Here is a 22,725-nt window from a genome sequence, read left to right as displayed (position 1 = left end):
GGTGCATCATCGACGTCTTCAATACAGAAGATATCAGTGTGGAATGTTCCGGAGAGAAACCCCCGTCACGCCCCCGGATCCCCTGCGTTTACGGCCTTGAGGTCGGCGTGGGCGGAGGACGTGGTTGATAGGGGTACGTGTCCCGGTCGCTGTTTCGCGCTTTGCGCGAAAGGCGCGTTACTTTGGGATGGGTGGGGAACGTGGTTGTTGCGGTAACTGATCCCCGTCATAAATTATCCTCGGCATACTTGCACCTGTCTTCCCTCGTGCTACACTTTTCCTCGCTGTTTCAGGGCGGGGTGGAATTCCCCACTGGCGGTAAATCGGGCGGTGTCAAAGGGGCGCCGTGGCGCAGGTAAAGTGCCTGCGACCGAGCCGATGAGTCCGCGACCCGTGTGTGCGTTGGTTCGCATGCCGGCTGAACTGGTGAGATCCCAGTACCAACGGTTAGAGTCCGGATGAAAGAGGCAGGTGATCTTATGTCTGAACAGTCGCAGCATATCCATTTTGAGAACACGAATAGGTGGAGCACCAAACAGCTCGTTACCATGGCGCTCATGTGCGCCTTGGGCGCCCTGTTTATGTATGTGCAGCTGCCCATCCTTCCTTCGGCGCCGTTTTTGACCTATGACCCGTCGCTGGTGCCGGCGATGGTGTGCGGGTTTGCGTACGGTCCTGGTGCCGGTACTGCCGTTGCCGCCATGGCGATCGTTATCCATGCGCTTACCACGGGCGATTGGGTCGGTGCGCTTATGAACTTGGTTGCCACGCTGGGCTATATTCTGCCTGCGGCTATCGTCTACCAAAAGATGCATACCTATAAGGGTGCCGTGATTGGCCTGGTGCTGGGCGTTATTGCCGCCACGGCGCTGTCCATGGTTGCGAATCTGACCATCGGCGTTTGGTTCTGGTATGGCTCGGTCGATGTGATCGCCCCGCTCATGATTCCTGCCGTGCTGCCGTTTAACCTCATCAAGACCGTGCTCAACTCGGTGTTGACATTGGCGGTGTACAAGGCGGTCTCCAACCTCATCACACCCAAGAAGGACCAGGTCAAAGGCCGCGCATGATTGAGTGTCGGGGCGTTTCCTTTAGTTATGACGGTGCCACACCGGCGCTCGATGGCATCGATCTGAACATCGAGGATGGCGAGTTTTTCTGCATTCTCGGCGGAAACGGGTCGGGCAAGTCGACGTTTGCCAAGCATTTGAACGCGCTGCTGCAGCCCGATGCGGGAACGGTGCGCGTCAACGGCATGGACGCGTCCGATCTCGAGCTGGTCTACGACATCCGTTCGACTGCGGGCATGGTGTTCCAGAATCCCGACGACCAGCTTGTGGCGACGCTTGTCGAGGACGATGTTGCGTTTGGTCCCGAGAACTTAGGGGTCGAATCGGCCCAGATCGCGCAGCGTGTTCGCGAGGCGCTGAAGGCCGTGGGCCTGGTGGGCTTTGAGCGCCACGAGACCCATGCGCTTTCGGGCGGACAAAAGCAGCGTGTGGCGCTTGCCGGCGTTCTCGCCATGGAGCCGCGCGTGCTCATATTGGACGAGGCGTCCTCGATGCTCGATCCGCGCGGGCGCAAGGGCCTTATGAAGGCCTGCCACGCGCTGCACGAACGCGGTATGACCATCGTGATGATTACGCACTTTATGGAAGAGGCCGCTGAGGCCGATCGCGTTGCCGTCTTCCAAGCGGGCCGCGTCGCCATGCTCGGTGCGCCCGAGGAGATCTTGACGCAGGCGGACGAACTCGCGCGGCTGAACCTGGATATGCCGGCATCGTGCTGTCTTGGCAGGGCGCTTCGCGCGAAGGGCGTGCCCATTTGCGCACAGGTGCGCGAGGCGGATATGGTCGCCGATATAGCGCAGGCTTATGCCGAGCGGAGTAGGACAGACATCGCCGGGCGGCCTTTCGCATCCGATCCTCGTATTCCCGACAACGTCTCCTCTGCAATCGATAGCGCAGACGCGCTGGAGCCCGTCATCGAGATTTCGCACCTTTCGTATAGCTATTTGCTGAGCGCCCGCGAGCGTCGTCGCTGGCACAAGCGCTCAGCTGTTGCGGGCAAATCGAACAAGCAAGCCCTTTGGGGCAACGACCCCAGCAGTCCGTGGGCACTGCGTGATGTATCGCTAACGGTGCGCCGTGGCGAGTTCCTGGGCCTTGCGGGCCATACCGGTTCGGGTAAGTCGACGCTGGTTCAGCATCTCAACGGCCTGATTCGTCCCCAGGAGGGTTCCGTTTACGCGTTGGGGCTCGACCTGGCAAACAAGAAAGATGCCGCCGCGGTTAAGGCAAAGGTCGGCGTGGTGTTTCAGTATCCAGAGCGTCAGCTGTTTGCCGAGACCGTGGCACAGGACGTGGCGTTTGGTCCGCATAACCTTGGTTTGTCGCAGGTCGAGGTTGCCCGCCGCGTTGAGTCATCGCTCGCGCGCGTGGGCCTCGACCTGGCCACGGTGGGCGACAAGAGCCCCTTTGAGCTTTCGGGTGGCCAACAGCGGCGCGTGGCGTTTGCCGGCGTGCTTGCCATGGAGCCCGAGGTCCTGGTACTCGATGAGCCCATGGCGGGGCTCGATCCGGCGGCGCGCAGCGATTTCCTGGAGCTCATCGATCGACTTCACCATGGGGGCCTGACCGTCGTCATGGTCTCACACAGCATGGATGACCTTGCCAATTGCTGCGACCGTATTGTCGTGATGAACGAGGGCTCGGTGTTTGCCGAGGGCACGCCCGCTCAGGTTTTTGCGCGTGCGGATGAGCTTAAATCAATCGGCTTGGGTGTTCCCGCTGCCCAGCGCATGGCGCTGGCGCTTGCGGAAGCGGGCGTGCCGCTGCGTTGCGGCGGGCTCTATACGGTTGAGTCGCTGGCAGACGAGTTGGTGGACCTGCTAATCGGTCGCTCGGACGGTCCTTCTAACGTCGCGGACATTGCTAAATCCAAGACGGTCGCGCGAGAGGAGGGCTGCTAATGGAGGCGTTTTCGTTTGGCAGCTACTATCCCGGCGATAGTGCAATCCACCGCATGGACCCGCGAACCAAGTTGCTCTTGGGCTTTGTGTTTCTGATCACGACGCTCACGGTCAACAGCTTCCGCGGACTGGTCCCGGTCGCAATCTTCGTCGTCCTGATCTATACCGTGTCCCGGGTGCCGGCTCGTCGCGTCCTGTCATCGATGGCGCCGCTGCTGGCGATCGTCGCGGTGGTCGCGGTGCTCAACCTGTTTTCCGACCAGAGCGGGCGCATTCTGTGGCAGCTCGGCTTTTTGCAGATAAGCGAGGGCTCGTTACATTCCGCCGCCTTTATGGCGTGCCGCCTGACCTTGATGATGGCCGGCATGAGCGCCATTACGCTCACCACACCGACGCTCGACCTCACCGCGGGCTTTGAGCGCCTGCTCGCGCCGTTTGCGCGTGTGGGACTTCCTGCGCACGAGCTCGGTATGATTATGGGTATCGCGCTGCGCTTTATGCCGCAGTTTGCCACCGAGATAAAGCAGACGGCCGATGCGCAGGCGAGCCGCGGTGCGCGCGTGACGGGAGGCCCGCTCGGCGGCGTGCGTATGCTCGGCAGTGTGGCGATTCCGCTGTTCACGGGGGTGTTCCGTCATGCCGAAACGCTGTCTGCCGCCATGGATGCCCGTTGTTATCATGGCGAACAGGGCCGAACGCGCCTGCATACGCTTGTGTTTGGCCGCGGCGATGCGCTGGCAGCGGTGGTGACGATGCTGCTGCTCATCTGCGTCATCGTCATCAATCTTCAACTTGTTTAGGCGCGATTCGAGCGCAGGAAAGGGGTTCCTATGACCGACAACGACCGCACGGCGCAGCTCGAGCGCGCCTGTTCGTATCTTAGGCGTATTCCGGCGTGGTATCTCGCCACGATTGACGTGACGGACGGACATCAGCCGCGCGTGAGGCCGTTCTCGTTTGCCATGGTCGATGATGGCAAGCTGTGGTTTTGCACCTCGCGCGATAAGGACGTGTGGGCCGAGCTCAGCACGAACCCCAAGCTTGAGGTTTCGGGTTGGAAACCGGGGGAGTGTTGGATTGTGCTGACCGGCGAGGCCGCGCTCGAGGACGACGCGGTCGTGAGCGACCGGGTGCGCCAAGCCGGCTTTAAGCACATGGTGGGCATCGGCGAAGACCACGAGAGCGCCAATGACGGTCGCCTTGCGTTTTTCTCGGTGCGCAACATCGCCGCCCGCTTCTGCGATATCGACGGCAGCGAGGAGCGCCTGGAGCTCTAGCGCGTCTCAAATTAACTACCCATCTCAAAATGGCGAGCGTCAGGAGGACACATGGACGGATTGAATACAGTGTTGGAGTATCTGACGTCGGTGCCGGCATGGTATTTGGCGACGAGCGTTGACGGGCAGCCGCATGTGCGTCCGTTTTCGTTTGCGCAGATCCAGGACGGCAAGCTGTGGTTTGTAACGGCGCGCACCAAAGACGTGTGGCAAGAGCTGCTGCAAAATCAACGCTTCGAGGCCACGAGTTGGTGGCCGGGCCATGGCTGGCTCATCTTGCGCGGGCATGCGGGTCTGGATGACCAGGCCGCTCCCGATATGCGCGAGGCAGGCTGGAAGCACCTGGAGCGCCTAGGCGAGCACTACGAGGGCGCAGACGATCCAACGCTCATCTTCTTTAGCGTGGAGGAACCCGAGGCCTTTATCTGCAACCATGACGAATGGGTGCCGGTCGAGCTCTAAACGAGTCTCTCAGCAAGCTTAGACAATTCAAATTCTCGCATGTAGCGGGCCCCACATTGCAACGTCACCGCAAGGCGCACTGGGCAATATGGGGCCCGTATTTATTTGTCAATCCCTTTGAGTGAATGTGTCGGGACTGTTTCAATGCATGAATATGCAAAAGATTTGCGTATATATGCATCTTTTGGTGCTAAAGTTTCAACTCACTTCATAACGACGGCTGCATGATGCGTATTGGTGCATAACTGCAGACAAGGAGTCTGATATGTCATTAAAGGTTGGAATCGTCGGTGCGGCTGGATATGCCGGTGCCGAGCTCATTCGCCTCGTCCTCGGTCATCCCGAGTTTGAACTTGCTGCCATTACGTCCAACGCCGATGCCGGCCAGCCGTTGTCTGCGGTGTACCCGAGCTTCACCGGCGTAAGCGATCTTGTCTTCACGACGCATGATGCCCCCGAGCTCAAGAACTGCGACGCGGTCTTTTTGGCCGTGCCGCACACAGCTGCCATGGCACAGGTGCCCGCCCTGCTTGCCGCGGGAGTTTCCTGCATTGACCTTTCGGCCGACTATCGCCTGAGCGATCCGGCCACCTTTGAGGCCTGGTATGCCGCCGAGCACACGAGCCCCGAGCTACTCAAGAGCCGCGCCTTTGGTCTGCCCGAGCTGTTCTGCCAGGATTTGGAGACCGCCGCATCTGACCATGCCGATGGCAAACCCGTACTGGTCGCCTGCGCCGGTTGCTATCCCACCGCAACGAGCCTTGCCGCCGCGCCTGCCGTGCGCGCTGGCTGGGTTGCCCAGAGCGGCCCCGTGATCGTTGACGCTATCAGCGGTGTAACGGGTGCCGGTAAGTCCTGCAACGCCCGTACGCATTTTTGCAGCACGGACGAAAACCTGGAGGCCTATGGCGTGGGCAAGCATCGTCACACGCCCGAAATCGAGCAGATCTTGGGCCTAACCGATCGTGTCGTCTTTACCCCGCATCTGGCACCGCTCAAGCGCGGTCTGCTCTCTACGGTGACGATGCCGCTTACGCCGCAGGCTATCGATACCTTGACCCTTGAGGACGTTGTCGACCATTACAAGCAGTTCTACGCCGGTCGCACCTTCGTGCGCGTACTCGATGCCGGCCAGCAGCCCAAGACGGCTTCGGTCGTCGGTACCAACGCCGCCCAGATCGGCCTCGCGCTCAACAAGCGCGCGGGCGTTCTGGTGGCTACGGGCGCCATCGACAATCTGTGCAAGGGTGCAGCAGGCCAGGCGGTCCAGTGCGCCAACGTCGTCTTTGGTTTTGACGAGCGACGAGGCTTGCCCACAGTGGCGTGCCCGGTGTAGCACATTCGATTGTTAACGATTTGGTAGTCGGGCATCGAGTGGGGCGCCACTCTTAAGCTGGTCTCATGATTGTGGCTGGCATGGCGCACCAACCGATGTCCATTTTTTGTTTGACATAAGGAGTCGTAAAGACGATGAATGCTGAGCAGTTCGACATCAAGATTCGTGCCGTAGAGGGCGGCGTAACGGCGGCAGCCGGCTTTAAGGCGGCGGGCATCCATGCCGGATTCCGCAAGAATCCCGAGCGCCTGGATTACGCGCTCGTCGTCCCCGATAAACCCTGTCCCGGTGCCGGCGTGTTTACGACTAACCGCTTTTGTGCGGCGCCCGTGCAGGTGAGCCGTGCCAACTTGGGCGGCGCCGACAAGGGCTACGGCGTCATTGCCGGCGTTTCGGTCAACTCCGGCAACGCCAACGCCGCCACGGGTGAGACCGGTCTTGCCTGCGCGCTCGAGACCTGCAACATCGCCTCGCAGGTCATCGGCTGCGAGCCCCAGCAGATTCTGGTCGCCTCCACGGGCGTAATTGGTCAGATTCTGCCGATCGACACGTTTGAGACTGCCGTTCCTGCCGCCTACGAGGCGCTCTCCGCCCACGGTGGCGCCGATGCCGCCCGCGCTATCATGACGACCGACACGCACTCCAAGGAGTATGCCGTGTGTTACCGCAGCGAGGCCGCGGGGCACGCAGGCAATGCCTATACGGTGGGCGGTATGTGCAAGGGCTCGGGCATGATCATGCCCAACATGGCAACCATGATCGCGGTCATCACTACCGATGCCCCCGTTGAGCCGGCGGCGCTCCACGCCCTGTTGCTCTCCACCGTCAAGCAGACCTTCAACAAGGTAACGGTCGATTCCGACACCTCGACTAACGACACCTGCATCATGCTTGCCTCCGGCGTCGCTGCCGCAGATGCCGAGCCTATTGTCGAGGGCTCTGACGCCTTCGACGAGCTGGCCTTTGCCGTGCATGAGGTGTGCGAGAGCCTGGCGCGCAACATCGCCGCAGACGGCGAGGGTGCATCCAAACTCGTGACGGTTAACGTCACCGGCGCCGTGAACGACGAGGAGGCCGATATCGCCGCTCGTGCTGTCGCCAACTCGCCGCTCGTCAAGACCTGCATCGCCGGCCACGACTGCAACTGGGGCCGCGTTGCCATGGCGCTCGGCAAGTGCGGCGTGCAGTTTAACCAAGAAGATGTGTCCATCGACATGATGGGTATGCCCGTCTGCCGTGATGGCCTGACCGTTCCCTTTGACGAGGACGAGGCGCTGCGTCGCTTTGAGGCGCCCGAGATTGTGATCTCGGCAGACCTGGGCGCAGGGGACGCGGCGACCACCGTGTGGACTTGCGACCTCACGCACGAGTACATCTCCATTAACGGCGATTACCGTTCCTAGACTCCCGATGTGCCGCGCGTCCCGCTGCAATCGCGGGCAACGAGGTGCGGCGCGATAGCTACACGAAAGACGAGGCAGACTATGAAGTTCGCACGCGATTGTCGCTCGAGCGAATCCAACGAAGTTACCGCGCAGCTGCTGTTCGAGGCGCTGCCGTGGATTAAGAACCTGACCGGTAAGACGGTCGTTATCAAGTACGGCGGTGCCGCCATGGTCGACGAGCAGCTGCGCCGTGACGTGATGAGCGACATCGTCCTGCTCAAGATTATCGGCATGCGCCCTGTTATCGTGCACGGTGGCGGCAAGGCCATCAACGAGGCGCTCGGCCACTACGACATCCCCGTCGAGTTTAAGAACGGCCAGCGCGTGACCACGCCTGCCACCATGGATATCGTGCGCGAGGTACTGGGCGGCAAGGTCAATCAGGAGCTGGTCGCGGCGCTCAACCACCACGGCAACCTGGCCGTGGGCGTGTCCGGCAGCGACGCCGGTACCCTTATCGCCGAGCCACTCGACCCAGAGCTCGGCCGCGTAGGCAAGGTCACGCACGTCAACACCGACTATATCGAGCGTTTGCTCGACAGCGAGTACATTCCCGTTATCGCCACGGTCGCAGCGGGGGAGGACGGTGGCTTCTTCAACATCAACGCCGATACCGCCGCCGGCGCCGTTGCGGCGGCGCTTCATGCGCACAAGGCGATCTTCTTGACCGACGTCGACGGCCTGTACAAGGACTTTAGCGATAAGGATTCGCTCATCTCCAACCTGACACTCGACGAGGTCAATGAGATGCTCTACGGCGGCGAGGTCGACAAGGGCATGATTCCCAAGCTGCGCGCCGCCGTCGATGCGCTTACCGCCGGTGTGTTCCGAGCCCACATCATCAACGGCACGACGCCGCATTCGCTGCTGCTGGAGCTGCTGACCGATGCTGGCGTCGGTACCGTGATCCACTCCACCGAGACGGCCTACGAATTCGATACGCATCCGCACCCGCTTTCGACGTTTGCGGCGCGCCTGACCGAGAACCTCGACGAGGTCGAGAAGCTCCAGACGGTCTAGCTGACCCGCGGTCATCGCGTCCCTGCACCCATAGCCCTGCGCCGTACGGCGCCCAACGAAAGGCATCCCATGTCACTTGCAACTCAACAATCGCTCGAATCCCATTACGTTATGCATACCTTTGGTCGCTTTCCGGTAGAGTTTGTCGAAGGCCACGGCATGAAGCTCACCGGCGATGACGGCCGTGAGTATCTTGACTTTCTTGCCGGTATCGGTGTGTGCAGCCTTGGCCACGGCAACCCTGCAGTGCTCTCGGCGCTCGAGGCGCAGACCAAAAAGCTCATGCATGTCTCCAATTACTTCTACATCGAGCAGCGCGGACAGGTCGCGGCGCTGCTGTCCAAGCTTGCCAACGACGACGTAGATGGTGCGTGCGTGCTGGCCGATGCCATTGCCGCCGGCGATGAGACCACGGCCGCTGCGCTCGGTGCCCCGGCTGCGGACGAGCAGGTGTGGGAGACGTTCTTTGCCAATTCTGGTGCCGAAGCTAACGAGGGCTCGATGAAGCTCGCACGTCTGTACGCCAAGCGTGCTGGTAACGGCGGCAACACCATCGTATGCATGCGCGGCGGCTTCCACGGCCGTACGCTCGAGACCATTGCCGCCACCATGCAGGATTGGCTACAGGACAGCTTCCGTCCGCTGCCGGGTGGCTTTGTGGCCTGCTCGCCCAACGATGTCGACGAACTGCGTTCGATCTTTAAGCAGCTGGGAAGCGAGGTCTGCGCTGTCATGCTCGAGCCGATTCAGGGCGAGAGCGGTGTGCACCCCATGACCGAGGAGTTTATGGCGGCGGCGCGTGACTTGGCACACGAGGCAGGCGCCGTTCTTATCGCCGACGAAGTCCAGTGTGGCATCTTCCGCTCCGGCAAGCCGTTTGCATTCCAGACCTATGGCGTGGAACCCGACATTATGAGCCTTGCCAAGGGCATTGCCGATGGCGTGCCCATGGGTGCCGTGGTGGCAAAGAAGGAGATCGCCGACGTGTTTAAGCCGGGCGACCACGGCTCGACCTTTGGCGGTGGCTGCTTGGCTGTCGCGGCGTGCGCCGCGACGCTCTCCGCGCTCGTGCGCGGCGATTATGCCGAGCATGCTGCCAAGGTGGGTGCTTATATGGAGGCAAAGCTCACCAAGCTGCCGCACGTGGTCGAGGTACGCGGTCGCGGCTTAATGCTCGGCTGCGATTTAGATGACGCTGCGGGCGATGCGCATGATATTGTTGCCCGCGCGTTGGCCGCCGGCGCCGTGATTAACGCTACTGGTGCCCACACGCTGCGTTTCCTGCCGCCGCTTGTCTGCGAGGAAGCCGACGTGGACAGTCTGATCGAGATCCTGGCGGGTGTCTTGGGCTAACGCGGCACAATAACTCAATTTGGACCGGGTTCCGGACTGCGGACGTGCCCTATGTGGCATGATTCAGCGGTCTGGAGCCCGTTTTGCCTTAGATTTGCTAAGGCGGGGAGACCTGCTGGTCAAAAAACATTAAATATGAGTACTGTTACCGATTTGGTCGCAGCAATTTTGGACTAATAAGACCAGATGGCAAGTCGAAATGGCGATGAATGCACGATTTTGATCTAATTGTTAGTCCTTATAATGGACATATGTTGCGTAACTTAAGCAAATACTATCTTTTGATATGTTGTAAGCAAGGTAGCAGTACTCATTTTTGCCATTTTCTGGCCACGGCCTTTGTGACAGACGTGCTGGCGGGTTCGAATCCCATGCGCTGGGCCTGAAAAAAAGAAAGGCCTCCATCGCTGGAGGCCTAACAATTCAGTGGTGGGCGATGAGGGATGTCGCGTGCGGCTGACGCCGCCCGCTCTCGCTTCGGGCCTACGGCCCTCGCGTGCTGCGCTGGAAAACGCTTCGCGTTTCCTCAGCTCCGCACCCTTGCGGGTTCGAATCCCATGAAATGGGCCCAAACAAAAAACGGTCCCCTTTCGAGGACCGTTTCCAAATCAGTGGTGGGCGATGAGGGATTCGAACCCCCAGCCTTGTGCGTGTAAAGCACCTGCGCTAACCGTTGCGCCAATCGCCCGTGCGGAGAGAGTATAGCAAAACAATCGCCTCATTCATCTCATATCCATTAAAGGTAACCGTCGCGTGTCACAGCGGAGCTGATTCAGTTGAGATTGCCTGAACATTCCGCCCCTCTTTACGCCCTCGGGTATACTCAAAAGCTACTGATTCGATTTGATGCCCAGCAACAGCAGAGGGGATAGTATATGTGCGGTTTTGTCGGTTTTGTCGGTGGGACGGATAACCAATCCGAGGTACTCACCAAGATGATGGACCGCATCGTCCATCGCGGTCCCGACATGGGCGGTCAGTTTATCGACGGCCGCGTTGCCCTCGGCTTCCGCCGTCTGTCGATCCTCGACCTGACCGAGGCTGGCGCCCAACCCATGGCCAACGAGGACGGTAGCGTCGTCATTGTCTTCAACGGCGAGATCTACAACTTCCAAGAACTCCGTTCCGAGCTCGAGGCCAAGGGCTACAAGTTCCACTGCGGCGCCGACACCGAGAGCCTCCTGCACGGCTACGAGGAGTGGGGCGAGGCAGTACTCGATCGCTTGCGCGGTATGTACGCCTTCGTCATCTGGGACAAGAAGAAGAACAAGCTTTTTGGCGCCCGCGATATCTTTGGCATCAAGCCGCTCTACTACTATCCCATGGCCGATGCGGGCGACGGCGCTCCGGGCGTGCTCTTTGGTTCCGAGATCAAGAGCTTCCTGGACTACCCGCACTTCCACAAGGCGGTCAACAAAAAGGCCCTGCGTCCGTACATGACGCTGCAGTATTCGGCAACCGAGGAGACCTTCTTCGAGGGTGTCTACAAGCTGCCGCCGGCGCATTACTTTACCGTAGACATCCCGACCGGCAAGATGAACATCGAGCGCTACTGGGATTGCGATTACTCTGCCGTCGAGAAGCCGTTCGAGGAGTACGTCGACGAGCTGGATGAGGTCGTGCACGAGAGCGTCGAGGCCCATCGCATCGCCGACGTCAAGGTCGCGTCGTTCCTCTCCGGCGGCGTCGACTCCAGCTACATCGCCGCTTGCCTCATGCCCGACAAGACCTTCTCGGTGGGCTTCGATTACAAGAATTTCAACGAGACTAACTACGCCAAGGAACTTTCTGACAAGCTCGGCGTCGAGAATGTCCGCAAGATGATTACCGCCGACGAGTTCTTCGGTGCGCTCGAGGACATCCAGTATCACATGGACGAGCCGCAGTCCAACCTGTCTTCCGTGCCGCTGTGGTTCTTGGCCGAGATGGCCCGCAAGGACGTCACCGTCGTGCTTTCGGGCGAAGGCGCCGACGAGCTCTTTGGCGGCTACGCCTACTACGAGGACACGGTTCCGGTCCGCAAGTACAAAAAGATGGTGCCGCTGCCCATCCGTCGCGCGCTCGGTAACCTGGCGCTGCATATGCCGTACTTCAAGGGACATAACTTCCTGGTCAAGGGTGCCGAGATCCCCGAGAAGTCGTTCCTGGGACAGGCTCTGGTATGGCCGGAGCGCGAGGTCGACGGCGTGCTCAAGCCCGAGTACAACACCGGCGACGGCGCCTTTGAGCTCGCTGCACCCATCTACGCACGCGTGAAGGGCCAGCCCGAGCTGGTCAAGAAGCAGTACCTGGACATGAACATGTGGCTCCCGGGCGACATTCTGCTCAAGGCCGACAAGATGTGCATGGCACATTCGCTGGAGCTGCGCGTGCCCTTCCTGGACCGCAAAGTCATGGAGTTCGCCGAGCACATTCCCGACCGCTACCGCATCAACGAGAACGGCAACAAACAGGTACTCCGCCACGCTGCCAACAAGTCGCTGCCCGATGAGTGGGCCACCCGTCCCAAGGTGGGCTTCCCGGTGCCGATTGTCTACTGGCTGCGCGAGCAAAAGTGGTACGACTATGTCAAGGAGTACTTCACCGCGCCGTGGGCAAGCGAGTTCTTCGATACCGACGAGCTCATGCACCTGCTCGATTTGCACTTTGCGGGCAAGGGCGATTTCCAGCGCAAGATCTATACGCCGCTCGTGTTCCTGGTGTGGTACAAGCGCTTCTTTATCGACGAGGACCAGCCCGCTGTTCAGGCTGCCTAGCCTCGGCTTACGAACGCCTGCGCGTAACGGCTCCTCCGGGAGCCGTTTTTGCGTGGGTGCGTTTCAGTTACTATAAAAACCGTCCCTGCCAAATGGCTGAGAAAGGTGAAAGATGCACCATTCGGATTCCGCGACCGTGACCACGGTCGATACGCTTGCCAAGCTTCTCGATGTGTTCGGCGAGCTGCGCGCATCAGAGCAGGTTGACGAGCGTGCCGTGACCGGCTGCTCGTTTGATTCGCGCGCGGTCTCGGCAGGTGACGTGTTCTTTTGCAAAGGCGCTGCCTTTAAGCCCGCGTTTTTGAGCATGGCGCTCGATGCGGGCGCCGTCGCATTTGTGTGCGAAGAGTCGCTGGTCGAGTCTCTGGAACCGCTGGCGCAGGAGAGCGGTGCTGCGATGCTGGTTGTTGATAGCGTTCGCACGGCCATGGCCCTGTTGCCGCCGGAGGTCTACGACCGTCCCGACCACGACGTCAAGATCGTGGGCATCACCGGTACCAAGGGAAAGACCACTGCCGCTTTTATGCTCCAGTCGATTATCAAGGCGGCGGGCGAGTCCTGCGGCATCATCGGCTCGGTGAGTACCGACGATGGTATCGAGTGCTACGAGAGCACCAACACCACGCCCGAGGCCCCCGAGGTCTGGCGCCATATCGCCAACTGCCGCACGTCCGGTCGCCAGTCCATGGTCATGGAGGTCTCGAGCCAGGCGCTCAAGTACCAACGCGTCGAGAATCTGCCGTTTGACGTGGCGTGCTTCCTCAACATCGGCCGCGACCACATCTCGCCGATCGAACACCCCACGTTTGAGGATTATTTTGAGAGCAAACTCAGGATCTTTGACCAGGCAAAGACCGCCGTGGTGAATCTGGGCACCGAAGAGGTTGACCGTGTGCTGGAGGCAGCGTCGACGGCCGAGCGCTTGGTGACCGTTGGCGTCGAGCATCCCGAGGCAAGCCTGTGGGCAAGCGATGTCCGCGTGCTCGGCTTTAGCATCGAGTTTAACCTGCATGGCCTGTGTGCTGACGAGTCCGAGGCGGGGGAGAAGGTCCTGCTGGGCATCGCGGGCGACTTTAACGTGGAAAACGCGTTGGTCGCTATCGCCGCTGCGCACGAGATCGGCATCGGTATCGAGGCTATCAAGAAGGGCCTCTCCAAACTGCGTGTGCCGGGCCGTATGGAGGTCGTGGAGTCGAAGGACGGCCGCGTGATCTGCGTCGTTGACTATGCGCACAACCAGCTTTCGTTCCGATCGCTTTTCTCGTCGGTTAAGCGCGCGTTTCCCACTAGTCCAGTCATTGCAGTGTTTGGCGCTGCCGGCGGCAAGGCGCAGGAGCGCCGCGAGCAGCTTCCGCGCGAGGCCGCACCATATTCCGACCTGATGATCTTTACCAACGAGGATCCGGCTCACGAGGACCCGATGAAGGTCTGCCGCGAGCTTGCCGAACATGTTCCCGACGATACGCCGAACAAGATCATTCTCGATCGCGAGGCTGCTGTGCACGCGGCATTCAAGGCGGCGCGCGAGGAGTACGTCAACGCCGATGCTCCCACCATTGTCTTGCTGCTGGCAAAGGGTGACGAGGAGCTCATGCACGTGGGCGACAAGTTCGTGCCCATCGAGAGCGACCTTTCGCTGGCCAATCGCCTAATCGATGTTACCCAGTTTGACTAATGAACTGCGATGAGGGCGGCGTCCTGAGCGCGCTGCCGTTGCAAGCGCGTTTTTCCTCGAGTGAGGCGCGCCGCCTAAGACCAGAAGCCCCTTCTACGTAATGGAGTAACCATGTCCCACAACACCCTGCCGACCGTTGCCGAGCTTTCGGGCGAGATGCGCGAGCGCTTGGCCAAGGTCAAGTACGTCTTTACCGACCTGGATGCTACGATGCTCGCACCCGGCTCGTGCGTGCTGCGCGACAACGACGGCAACCCCTCGACCAAGCTCGTCGAGGCTGTCGTGGCACTTGCTCGCGCCGGCATCCAAGTGGTTCCCACCTCGGGCCGCAACCGCACCATGATCCACGAGGATGCGCGCGTGCTCGGCCTCAACTCCTACATTGGTGAGATGGGTGGCCTGGTCATGTACGATCTCAAGGCCAACGATTGGGAGTATCTGACCGGCGATATGCCCTACGACCCATCTTGCGGTCTCACGCCGCACCAGGTGATCGAGCAGACTGGCGTGTGCGAGAAGATCCTCGCCCGCTGGCCGCACAAGATCGAGTATCACAACGACATGTCGACCGGCTACAAGTACCGCGAGGTTACCGTCGGCATGCGCGGCGACATCCCCGATGACGAGGCGCAGGCCATCCTCGACGAGGCCGGCTGTGGCCTGGTGTGGGCCTGTAACGGTCACCTGACGCATCTGTCCAAGCCGACGACGCTCGAGCTCGATCGCGTCGAGGACGGTCGTGCATTCAACATCAACCCCGCGGGCCTCAACAAAGGCGTCGCCATTGCGCGCTTCTGCGAGCACCTGGGGATCGAGCGCGAGGAGACGCTCGCGCTCGGCGATTCCGAGTCCGACTTCTACATGGCCGATCACGTGGGCACGTTCTGCCTGGTCGAGAATGGCCTGACGAGCGCCGGCGCGCCCGAGTTCCTGGCTGCTTGCGAGAACGCTTTCGTTACGCGCGGCAAAATTGTCGACGGTTGGGCGGCGACGGCAGAGCTGCTGGTCACGGCGCGTTCGTAGCGCGGCGTCGCCGCACTTGGATATGTCTTTTCGAGAGAGAATCTGGTGAGGTAATGTCCGATATCAAGAATCTGGCCGGGGACACGCGCCCTATTGGCGTATTCGACTCGGGTCTTGGTGGTCTGACGGTTGCGCGCGCCATCGCGACGGCGCTGCCGCACGAGTCCGTCTACTACTTCGGCGACACAAAACGCTGCCCCTACGGCACGCGCACCGAGGATGAGGTGCGCTCGTTTGCGTTGCAGGCGGGCCGTTGGCTGTCGAAGCACGACGTCAAGATTATGGTCATCGCCTGCAACACGGCGACCGCTGCGGCCTTGCGTCTGGCCCAGCAGGTGCTCGACGTTCCCGTCATCGGTGTGATCGCACCGGGCGCACGCGCGGCAATCAACAGCACTCGCACGCGCCGGGTGGGCGTGCTCGCCACCAACCTCACCATTCGATCGGGCGCCTACACGCGCGCCATCCAGGATCTGGATGCCGGCGTCGATGTATACGGTTGTCCTGCCTCGAGCTTTGTCGAGGTTGTCGAACACGAGCTCGCCTCGGGTGCACATCTGCAGGAACAGTGGCTTGAGAACGAGGACATCTTCGATACGCCTGCCGTGCGTGCGCTGGTGGGTGCCACGGTTGAGCCGCTGCGCGACCACGGTATCGATACCGTGGTGCTCGGCTGTACGCATTTTCCGCTGTTGGTGGGACCTATCCGTCATGCGCTGGGGCCTGGGGTGCGCGTCGTGAGTTCCGCCGAGGAGACCACGCGCGAGCTGACCGATATCCTCACGCGCCGCGAGCAGCTGGCGGGCGACGCCGCCGAGCCGCAGCATCGTTTTGCCACGACGGCCGATAACATTGCCGAGTTTGCGGTGGCGGGCAGCTTTATCTTTGGTCAGCCGCTCAAGAGCATTGAGCATATCGATATCGATGAGCTGAAATAGATGCAAGGCCGCCGCCAAAGCCTTCGCCACATTTTTTGCCGAAAGGATCTTTCTATGGAGTACATGCAGGTCAACCGCGCCAACGGCCGCGCCGCCAACGAGTTGCGTCCCGTTAAGCTCACCCGTGGCGTCATGAAGCACGCCCACGGTTCGTGCCTGGCCGAGTTCGGCGACACGCGCGTGCTGTGCGCCGCCACTATCGAGGAGGGCGTGCCGGGCTGGCGAAAGGGAGCTAAGGCCGGCTGGGTGACCGCGGAATACGCCATGCTGCCGACGTCGACCGGCAAGCGCTGCAAGCGCGAACACGCCAACCGCAAGGGCCGCTCCATGGAGATCGAGCGCCTCATTGGCCGCAGCCTGCGTACCGTCGTCAACATGAAGGCGCTCGGCGAGTACACCGTCACCGTCGACTGCGATGTGATTCAGGCCGATGGCGGCACGCGTACAGCGAGCATCACCGGCGCCTGGGTGGCGCTGCACGACGCCCTCGCCATGTGGGTCGAGGCGGGCAAGATCGAGCGCATCCCGCTTACCGGCCAGGTGGCTGCAATCTCCATGGGCGTTGTCGACGGCAATACGCTGCTTGACCTCGATTATTCCGAGGACAGCCATGCCGAAGTCGACATGAACCTCGTTGCCACCGACACCGGTGAGATGATCGAGCTCCAGGGCACTGGCGAGCAGGCGCCCTTTGACCGTAAGCGCCTCAACGCCCTGCTCGACTTGGGCGACAAAGGCATCGCCGAGCTCATCGAGCTTCAGCGCCAAGCCATCGCCTAACCTGCCAAAAAGGGACAGGTTTATTTTGGCAGGTTTTATCTGGGAAAACGTCGAAGTATAAGACTGCCGTTGATTGAGAGGGGAGAGGCGGAGGCCCTCGTCGCCCTCGGCGCGGCATTGCTATAGAGACAAGGAGACCACTCATGGCACTTGAGAAGATCGACATCGACACCCTCGACCCGGCGGCGACCATTGTCGTGGCAACGGGCAACGCCCATAAGCTCACCGAGATCGAGGCCATTTTAGGCAAGGTCATGCCCGAGGTTCGCTTTGTGGCGCTCGGCCAGCTGGGCGATTTTGAGGACCCCGAGGAAAACGGCACGACGTTTTTGGAGAACGCCATCATCAAGGCGCAGGCTGCGGTCGAGGAGACGGGCCTTATGGCCATTGCCGACGATTCTGGCCTGGTCGTTGATGCCCTGGACGGCGAGCCTGGCGTGTATAGCGCGCGCTATGCGGGCGTGCACGGAGACGATGCCGCCAACAACGCCAAGCTTCTCGTGAATCTGGAGGGCGTGGCCGACGAGGATCGCACCGCGCGCTTTAGGAGCGTCGTTGCGCTCATCGACACGGACGGTTTGGTCACCTATGGTGAGGGCGCCTGCGAGGGCACTATCGCACACGAGGGCCGCGGCGATCACGGCTTTGGCTACGACCCGCTGTTCCTGCCGGTCGACACGCCGGGCAAGACCATGGCCGAGCTGACGGCGGACGAGAAGAACGCCATCAGCCATCGATTCCATGCGCTCGAGCACCTATCCGCCAAACTGACGGGCGAGGAGTAGGCCGTGCGCGCGGTGGTGCAGCGCGTGCTCAACGCCGGCGTGACGGTCGACGGCGAGTGCGTGGGCCGTATTGGACGTGGCTACCTGGTGCTGCTGGGCGTGGGCCACGGCGACACGCGCGCCGAGGCCGATAAGCTGTGGGGCAAGCTCCGGGGCTTGCGCATTAACGAGGACGAGAACGGCAAGACCAACCTGGCACTTGCCGATGTCGACGGCGAGGTGCTCGTGGTGTCGCAGTTCACGCTGTTCGCCGATTGCCGCCACGGTCGCCGTCCGTCGTTTACCGATGCGGGCGCGCCCGATGTTGCCAACGAGCTCTACGAGTACTTCCTGACGCTCGTTCGTCAAGATGTCGAACACGTGGCGCACGGCATCTTTGGCGCCGATATGAAAGTCGACCTCGTCAACGACGGCCCATTCACCATCGTCCTCGATACCGACAATCTGTAAGTAGCCAAATTAGCTACTTGCGCGTGGTCGCAACAGGGTGCTATAGTATTAGAGTTTTGTCTATCTTAGGGGTATTATCCCCTTTTTGAATTGCATCTTCTGGAGGCCCTGTTCATGGAAGAGATGGAAGTCAATCACGTCGACGACATCCACGAGAAGCTGACCAATATGGTGGGCGATCGCGTTAAGGTGAAGGCCAACATGGGCCGCACCCGCGTCGTCGAGCGCATGGGCACCATCAAGAGCGTCCACCCCGCCGTCTTTATCGTCGAGGTTGACGAGCGCCGAGGCCGCAAGTCGCGTCAGTCCTACCAGTATATCGATGTCCTCACCGGTCAGGTCGAGCTGTTCGACCCCGAGAGCGGCGAGCATATCTTTACCCCGCTCGGCAATCAGCTCGAGGAGCACTAACGGTGACCGATCGGTCCCTGACTCTTTCCGCGCCGGCAAAGATTAACCTCTATCTGGGGGTTCATACCGAGCGCGACGCCCGCGGCTATCACAGAGTCGACTCCCTGATGGCAGCCGTCGGTCTTGCCGATACCGTGACGGTCACGCCGGCGCAGGTGCTGACCGTCCAGACGGTTCCGGCATCAGATTTTCCCATGCAAAAGAATACGGCGTATCGGGCTGCGGTTGCTATGGCCGAGCATTATGGTCGCGAGGCAAACATCTGCGTGACGATTGAGAAGCGCATTCCATTGTGCGCCGGCTTGGGCGGTCCCTCGACGGATGCGGCCGCGGTCATTGTCGCCTTGGCGGAGCTCTGGGGAATTGATCGCTCCGACCCCGCGCTCGACGACATTGCGCGGGGCATTGGTGCTGACGTCCCGTTCTTTTTGCACGCGAGCCTTGCGTTCTACGTAGGTGGGGGAGACGTGCTGGCAACTGAGTATCCCGCGCTGCCCGCAACGCCCGTCGTGTTGGTCAAGCCGCGCGAGGCAAGCGTTTCGACAATTGAAGCCTATCGACGTTTTGACGAGGCTCCGGTGCCTACAGACAAGCCCGGCGCGATAGCTTCTGCCTTGCATGCTGGTGATGCCGAGACGGCATATGCGCTCATCCATAACAACCTAGGTGTCATTTCCGCACAGATGGAGCCGCAGATTCAAATGGTTCTCGATTGGCTGCGTAAACAGGACGGCACCGTTGCTGTAGATGTGTGCGGATCGGGTGCCTGCTCATTTGCCATTTGCGACACCGCCGCCACGGCCGAAAGGCTTGCCGACGCTGCCCTGCAAAACGGCTGGTGGTCCTGCGCGACGGAGCTCATTCCCAACACGGTTCGCATCGAAGTGCCAAAGAAGTAAAAATTTCTCTAGCACACGACGGAAATCTTTGTTACTATAGTCGAGCTAACGGGTTGTGGCTCAGTTTGGTAGAGCACTGCGTTCGGGACGCAGGGGTCGCTGGTTCAAATCCAGTCAACCCGACCAGAGCATGAGGAGGGACTGCTTCTTGCGGTCCCTTTTTTTAGCTATTGTTGTGATACCGCGATACCCGCGGTATACTCATTCGAGCTTGTCTCGCTGTATTGTGGAGGTCTACATGTTTGGACTGAGGGCTCCTGAGCTCATCATTATTCTCGTCGTTGTCCTGATTATCTTCGGGCCCAAGAACTTGCCGAAGCTCGGCAAGTCCCTCGGCTCTACCGTCAAGAATATCCGCGAGGGTATGGAGGGCGACGATAAGGCCGAGACCAAGCAGGCCGAGGAGGTCGTGGTCGAGCAGTCCGAGGAGGACAAGGAGATCGCTGAGCTCGAGGCCAAGCTCGCTGCTGCCAAGAAGAAGCAGGCAGAGGACAGCGACGCGGACGCAGAGTAGTCCCATCCCTTTGGGGTGAGCACCTGACCGGCTTGCCCGCAGGCTAGCCGGTCTTTTTCGTTTTGTTGACAGTTGATTGTTTGATCAGAGTTGGGGAGATATCCGTATGGACGCAAGCCAGATCGTACTGACCGCTGAGGGCCGCCAGAAGCTCGTCGAGGAGCTCGCCTGGCGTGAGGGCGATTACGCCAAGGAGATCGTCGAGGACATCAAGGAAGCCCGCGCGTTCGGCGACCTTTCGGAGAACTCCGAGTACGACGCCGCTAAGGACAAGCAGGCCCAGAACGCCGCTCGTATTGCCGAGATCCAGGCCATCCTCGCCAACGCTCAGGTTGCTGCCACCACGGGCGATCTGACCGTCTCCATCGGTTCCACCGTTTCGCTGATTGATCCCAACGGCGAGGTCATGGAAGTCACGCTCGTCGGCACCACCGAGACCAACTCGCTCGAGCACAAGATTTCCAACGAGTCTCCGGTCGGTCACGCCATCATTGGTCACGGCGAGGGTGACTCCGTCGAGGTCGTTACGCCTTCCGGCAAGACTCGCGTCTACGCCATCGCCAAGATCGCACGCTAGACCACGGTCCCGCGTAAAGGTATGTTTTCGCTCCCTGGGACCGAATCCTGGGGAGCGTTTTAGTTTGAGGAGCTAACTTATGGCAGAGAACCAGAACGCCGCCGATCAGGCGTCGACGCTCAACGACGAGCGCGCCACCCGCCTGGCCAAGCGCGCCGCCCTGTTCGAGGCGGGCCAGAACCCCTATCCTGAGCACTCTGAGCTTGAGGACTACGTCGCCGATATCGAGACTAAGTACGCCGATCTTGCCGATGGTGAGGACACCGAGGATGTCGTGAAGATCGCCGGCCGTGTGGTCGCCAAGCGCGGTCAGGGCAAGATCATGTTCATCGTCGTGCGCGATGCGACTGCCGAGATTCAACTGTTCTGCCGCATCAACGACATGGACGAGGCTGCCTGGAATACGCTCAAGGCTCTCGACCTGGGCGACATCCTGGGCGTGACCGGCGTGGTTGTGCGCACCCAGCGCGGTCAGCTTTCCGTTGCCCCTAAGAGCGCGACCCTGCTTGCCAAGGCCGTTCGTCCGCTGCCCGAGAAGTTCCACGGTCTTTCCGACAAGGAGACCCGCTATCGCCAGCGCTATGTTGACCTGATCGCCAACGACGACGTTCGCGAGACGTTCCGTAAGCGTTCGCAGATTCTCTCCACCTTCCGTCGCTTTATGGAGTCCGACGGCTACATGGAGGTCGAGACCCCCATCCTGCAGACCATCCAGGGCGGCGCTACTGCCAAGCCGTTCATCACGCACTTCAACGCGCTCGATCAGGAGTGCTACCTGCGCATTGCTACCGAGCTGCACCTCAAGCGCTGCATCGTCGGCGGTTTTGAGCGCGTGTTCGAGATCGGCCGTATCTTCCGTAACGAGGGCATGGACCTTACCCACAACCCCGAGTTCACCACGATGGAGGCCTATCGTGCCTTCTCCGACCTCGAGGGCATGAAGGCGCTCGCCCAGGGTGTCATTAAGGCGGCTAACAAGGCCATCGGCAACCCCGAGGTCATCGAGTACCAGGGCCAGACCATCGACCTTTCTGGTGAGTGGGCCAGCCGTCCCATGACCGACATCGTTTCCGACGTGCTCGGCAAGCAGGTCACCATCGACACGCCGGTCGAGGAGCTTGCTGCCGCCGCGCGCGAGAAGGGCCTGGAGATTAAGCCCGAGTGGACCGCCGGCAAGATTATCGCCGAGATCTACGATGAGCTGGGCGAGGACACCATTGTCAACCCCACGTTCGTTTGCGATTACCCCATCGAGGTCAGCCCGCTTGCCAAGCGCTTTGAGGACGACCCGCGCCTGACGCACCGCTTTGAGCTGGTTATCGCCGGTCACGAGTACGCCAACGCGTTCTCCGAGCTCAACGACCCGGTCGACCAGGCCGAGCGCTTTGCCGCCCAGATGGCCGAGAAGGCTGGCGGCGACGACGAGGCCATGGAGTACGACGAGGACTACGTGCGCGCCCTCGAGTACGGTATGCCTCCCGCGGGCGGCATCGGCATCGGTATCGACCGCGTGGTCATGCTGCTCACCAACCAGGCTTCCATCCGCGACGTGCTACTGTTCCCGCACATGAAGCCCGAGAAGGGTTTCCAGTCCGGTGCCGCTGCCGCCAAGGCTGCCGAGGCCGGCAACACCGCGAGCCCGTTCGTCAAGCCGCTCAAGCCCACGGTTGATTACTCCAAGATCGCCGTCGAGCCGCTGTTTGAGGAGTTCGTCGACTTTGATACCTTCTCCAAGAGCGATTTCCGCGCTGTGAAGGTCAAGGCGTGCGAGGCCGTCAAGAAGTCCAAGAAGCTGCTGAACTTTACGCTCGACGACGGCACTGGCACCGACCGCACCATCCTCTCCGGCATTCACGGTTATTATGAGCCCGAGGACCTGGTCGGCAAGACTCTGCTCGCCATCACCAACCTGCCTCCGCGCAAGATGATGGGCATTCCCAGCTGCGGCATGCTCATCAGCGCCATCCACGAGGAGGATGGTGAGGAGCGTCTCAACCTGATCCAGCTCGACGTCTCCATCCCCGCCGGCGCAAAGATGTACTAACTAGTTACG

At 60.8% G+C, this 22,725-nt stretch carries 21 protein-coding genes, 2 tRNA genes and 1 riboswitch; of the genes, 22 read left to right on the top strand and 1 reads right to left on the bottom strand.

From position 1 onward, the window contains the following. Positions 1 to 281 precede the first annotated feature (281 nt). Positions 282 to 474: riboswitch (FMN riboswitch) on the top strand. A gap of 5 nt (positions 475 to 479) precedes the next feature. From DWV20_RS03920 to DWV20_RS03880, 9 genes are all read left to right on the top strand, one after another. Further along, positions 480 to 1,070 carry an ECF transporter S component gene (locus DWV20_RS03920; RefSeq protein ID WP_055252299.1) on the top strand — a complete coding sequence of 197 codons (591 nt, stop codon included), beginning with the start codon at positions 480 to 482 and terminating at the stop codon, positions 1,068 to 1,070. Further along, positions 1,067 to 2,971, top strand: coding sequence for an energy-coupling factor transporter ATPase (locus DWV20_RS03915; protein WP_118256417.1), 1,905 nt, complete (start codon positions 1,067 to 1,069; stop codon positions 2,969 to 2,971). Before DWV20_RS03920 ends, DWV20_RS03915 begins: the two co-directional genes overlap by 4 nt. Then, positions 2,971 to 3,771 (top strand): energy-coupling factor transporter transmembrane protein EcfT, encoded by an 801-nt coding sequence (locus DWV20_RS03910; RefSeq protein ID WP_118206298.1) that lies wholly within the window; start codon positions 2,971 to 2,973, stop codon positions 3,769 to 3,771. Before DWV20_RS03915 ends, DWV20_RS03910 begins: the two co-directional genes overlap by 1 nt. Positions 3,772 to 3,801: 30 nt before the next feature. Next, positions 3,802 to 4,248, top strand: a complete 447-nt coding sequence (locus DWV20_RS03905; RefSeq protein ID WP_118206299.1) for a pyridoxamine 5'-phosphate oxidase family protein — start codon at positions 3,802 to 3,804, stop codon at positions 4,246 to 4,248. 51 nt (positions 4,249 to 4,299) lie between these two features. Then, a complete protein-coding gene (locus DWV20_RS03900) occupies positions 4,300 to 4,710 on the top strand; it encodes a pyridoxamine 5'-phosphate oxidase family protein (RefSeq protein ID WP_118206300.1) in 411 nt (136 codons plus the stop codon). 265 nt (positions 4,711 to 4,975) lie between these two features. Continuing rightward, the gene (gene argC / locus DWV20_RS03895; RefSeq protein ID WP_118206301.1) at positions 4,976 to 6,046 is read left to right on the top strand and encodes an N-acetyl-gamma-glutamyl-phosphate reductase; all 1,071 of its coding nucleotides are present in this window, start codon (positions 4,976 to 4,978) and stop codon (positions 6,044 to 6,046) included. Positions 6,047 to 6,180: 134 nt separating this feature from the next. Then, positions 6,181 to 7,449, top strand: a complete 1,269-nt coding sequence (gene argJ, locus DWV20_RS03890) for a bifunctional glutamate N-acetyltransferase/amino-acid acetyltransferase ArgJ (RefSeq protein WP_118206302.1) — start codon at positions 6,181 to 6,183, stop codon at positions 7,447 to 7,449. A gap of 81 nt (positions 7,450 to 7,530) precedes the next feature. Next, entirely contained in the window at positions 7,531 to 8,511 is a 981-nt protein-coding gene (argB, locus tag DWV20_RS03885; protein ID WP_117798353.1) for an acetylglutamate kinase, read from the top strand. 69 nt (positions 8,512 to 8,580) lie between these two features. Beyond that, entirely contained in the window at positions 8,581 to 9,864 is a 1,284-nt protein-coding gene (locus tag DWV20_RS03880) for an aminotransferase class III-fold pyridoxal phosphate-dependent enzyme (RefSeq protein ID WP_118206303.1), read from the top strand. A gap of 612 nt (positions 9,865 to 10,476) precedes the next feature. On the opposite strand, the gene DWV20_RS03875 is transcribed toward DWV20_RS03880, so the two are convergent. Further along, positions 10,477 to 10,552 (bottom strand) — tRNA-Val (locus tag DWV20_RS03875). A 187-nt stretch (positions 10,553 to 10,739) separates the two neighbouring features. Between DWV20_RS03875 and asnB the strand changes: the two genes are divergently transcribed. The 13 genes from asnB (at position 10,740) to lysS (ending at position 22,716) form a co-directional block, all read left to right on the top strand. Continuing rightward, a complete protein-coding gene (gene asnB, locus DWV20_RS03870) occupies positions 10,740 to 12,620 on the top strand; it encodes an asparagine synthase (glutamine-hydrolyzing) (RefSeq protein WP_117563808.1) in 1,881 nt (626 codons plus the stop codon). Between the two features lie 112 nt (positions 12,621 to 12,732). Further along, the gene (locus DWV20_RS03865; protein ID WP_118237036.1) at positions 12,733 to 14,295 is read left to right on the top strand and encodes a Mur ligase family protein; all 1,563 of its coding nucleotides are present in this window, start codon (positions 12,733 to 12,735) and stop codon (positions 14,293 to 14,295) included. A gap of 111 nt (positions 14,296 to 14,406) precedes the next feature. Further along, positions 14,407 to 15,318 (top strand): HAD family hydrolase, encoded by a 912-nt coding sequence (locus DWV20_RS03860; RefSeq protein ID WP_117736905.1) that lies wholly within the window; start codon positions 14,407 to 14,409, stop codon positions 15,316 to 15,318. Between the two features lie 53 nt (positions 15,319 to 15,371). Beyond that, positions 15,372 to 16,256, top strand: a complete 885-nt coding sequence (gene murI / locus DWV20_RS03855; protein WP_117583118.1) for a glutamate racemase — start codon at positions 15,372 to 15,374, stop codon at positions 16,254 to 16,256. A 54-nt stretch (positions 16,257 to 16,310) separates the two neighbouring features. Next, positions 16,311 to 17,036: a ribonuclease PH gene (gene rph, locus DWV20_RS03850; RefSeq protein WP_117563804.1), complete on the top strand. Its 726-nt coding sequence runs from the start codon at positions 16,311 to 16,313 to the stop codon at positions 17,034 to 17,036. Between the two features lie 143 nt (positions 17,037 to 17,179). Then, complete coding sequence (gene rdgB / locus DWV20_RS03845) at positions 17,180 to 17,821, top strand: RdgB/HAM1 family non-canonical purine NTP pyrophosphatase (protein ID WP_118237034.1); 642 nt, start codon at positions 17,180 to 17,182, stop codon at positions 17,819 to 17,821. A 3-nt stretch (positions 17,822 to 17,824) separates the two neighbouring features. Then, entirely contained in the window at positions 17,825 to 18,271 is a 447-nt protein-coding gene (dtd, locus tag DWV20_RS03840; protein WP_055286755.1) for a D-aminoacyl-tRNA deacylase, read from the top strand. A 114-nt stretch (positions 18,272 to 18,385) separates the two neighbouring features. Further along, complete coding sequence (locus DWV20_RS03835) at positions 18,386 to 18,682, top strand: Veg family protein (RefSeq protein ID WP_118237032.1); 297 nt, start codon at positions 18,386 to 18,388, stop codon at positions 18,680 to 18,682. 2 nt (positions 18,683 to 18,684) lie between these two features. Next, positions 18,685 to 19,581 carry a 4-(cytidine 5'-diphospho)-2-C-methyl-D-erythritol kinase gene (gene ispE / locus DWV20_RS03830; RefSeq protein ID WP_118237030.1) on the top strand — a complete coding sequence of 299 codons (897 nt, stop codon included), beginning with the start codon at positions 18,685 to 18,687 and terminating at the stop codon, positions 19,579 to 19,581. Positions 19,582 to 19,630: 49 nt separating this feature from the next. Beyond that, positions 19,631 to 19,707, top strand: a tRNA-Pro gene (locus DWV20_RS03825). A 112-nt stretch (positions 19,708 to 19,819) separates the two neighbouring features. Then, on the top strand, positions 19,820 to 20,095 hold the full coding sequence (tatA, locus tag DWV20_RS03820; protein WP_022094895.1) for a twin-arginine translocase TatA/TatE family subunit: 276 nt from the start codon (positions 19,820 to 19,822) through the stop codon (positions 20,093 to 20,095). A 106-nt stretch (positions 20,096 to 20,201) separates the two neighbouring features. Then, on the top strand, positions 20,202 to 20,672 hold the full coding sequence (gene greA, locus DWV20_RS03815) for a transcription elongation factor GreA (protein ID WP_118256416.1): 471 nt from the start codon (positions 20,202 to 20,204) through the stop codon (positions 20,670 to 20,672). Between the two features lie 79 nt (positions 20,673 to 20,751). Next, on the top strand, positions 20,752 to 22,716 hold the full coding sequence (lysS, locus tag DWV20_RS03810; protein WP_118256415.1) for a lysine--tRNA ligase: 1,965 nt from the start codon (positions 20,752 to 20,754) through the stop codon (positions 22,714 to 22,716). The last annotated feature ends 9 nt before the right edge of the window (positions 22,717 to 22,725 follow it).

This window comes from Collinsella sp. AF02-46-1, from assembly GCF_003465825.1.
Taxonomy (GTDB): Bacteria; Actinomycetota; Coriobacteriia; order Coriobacteriales; family Coriobacteriaceae; genus Collinsella.
This window is presented reverse-complemented; position numbering and strand designations above follow the sequence as displayed.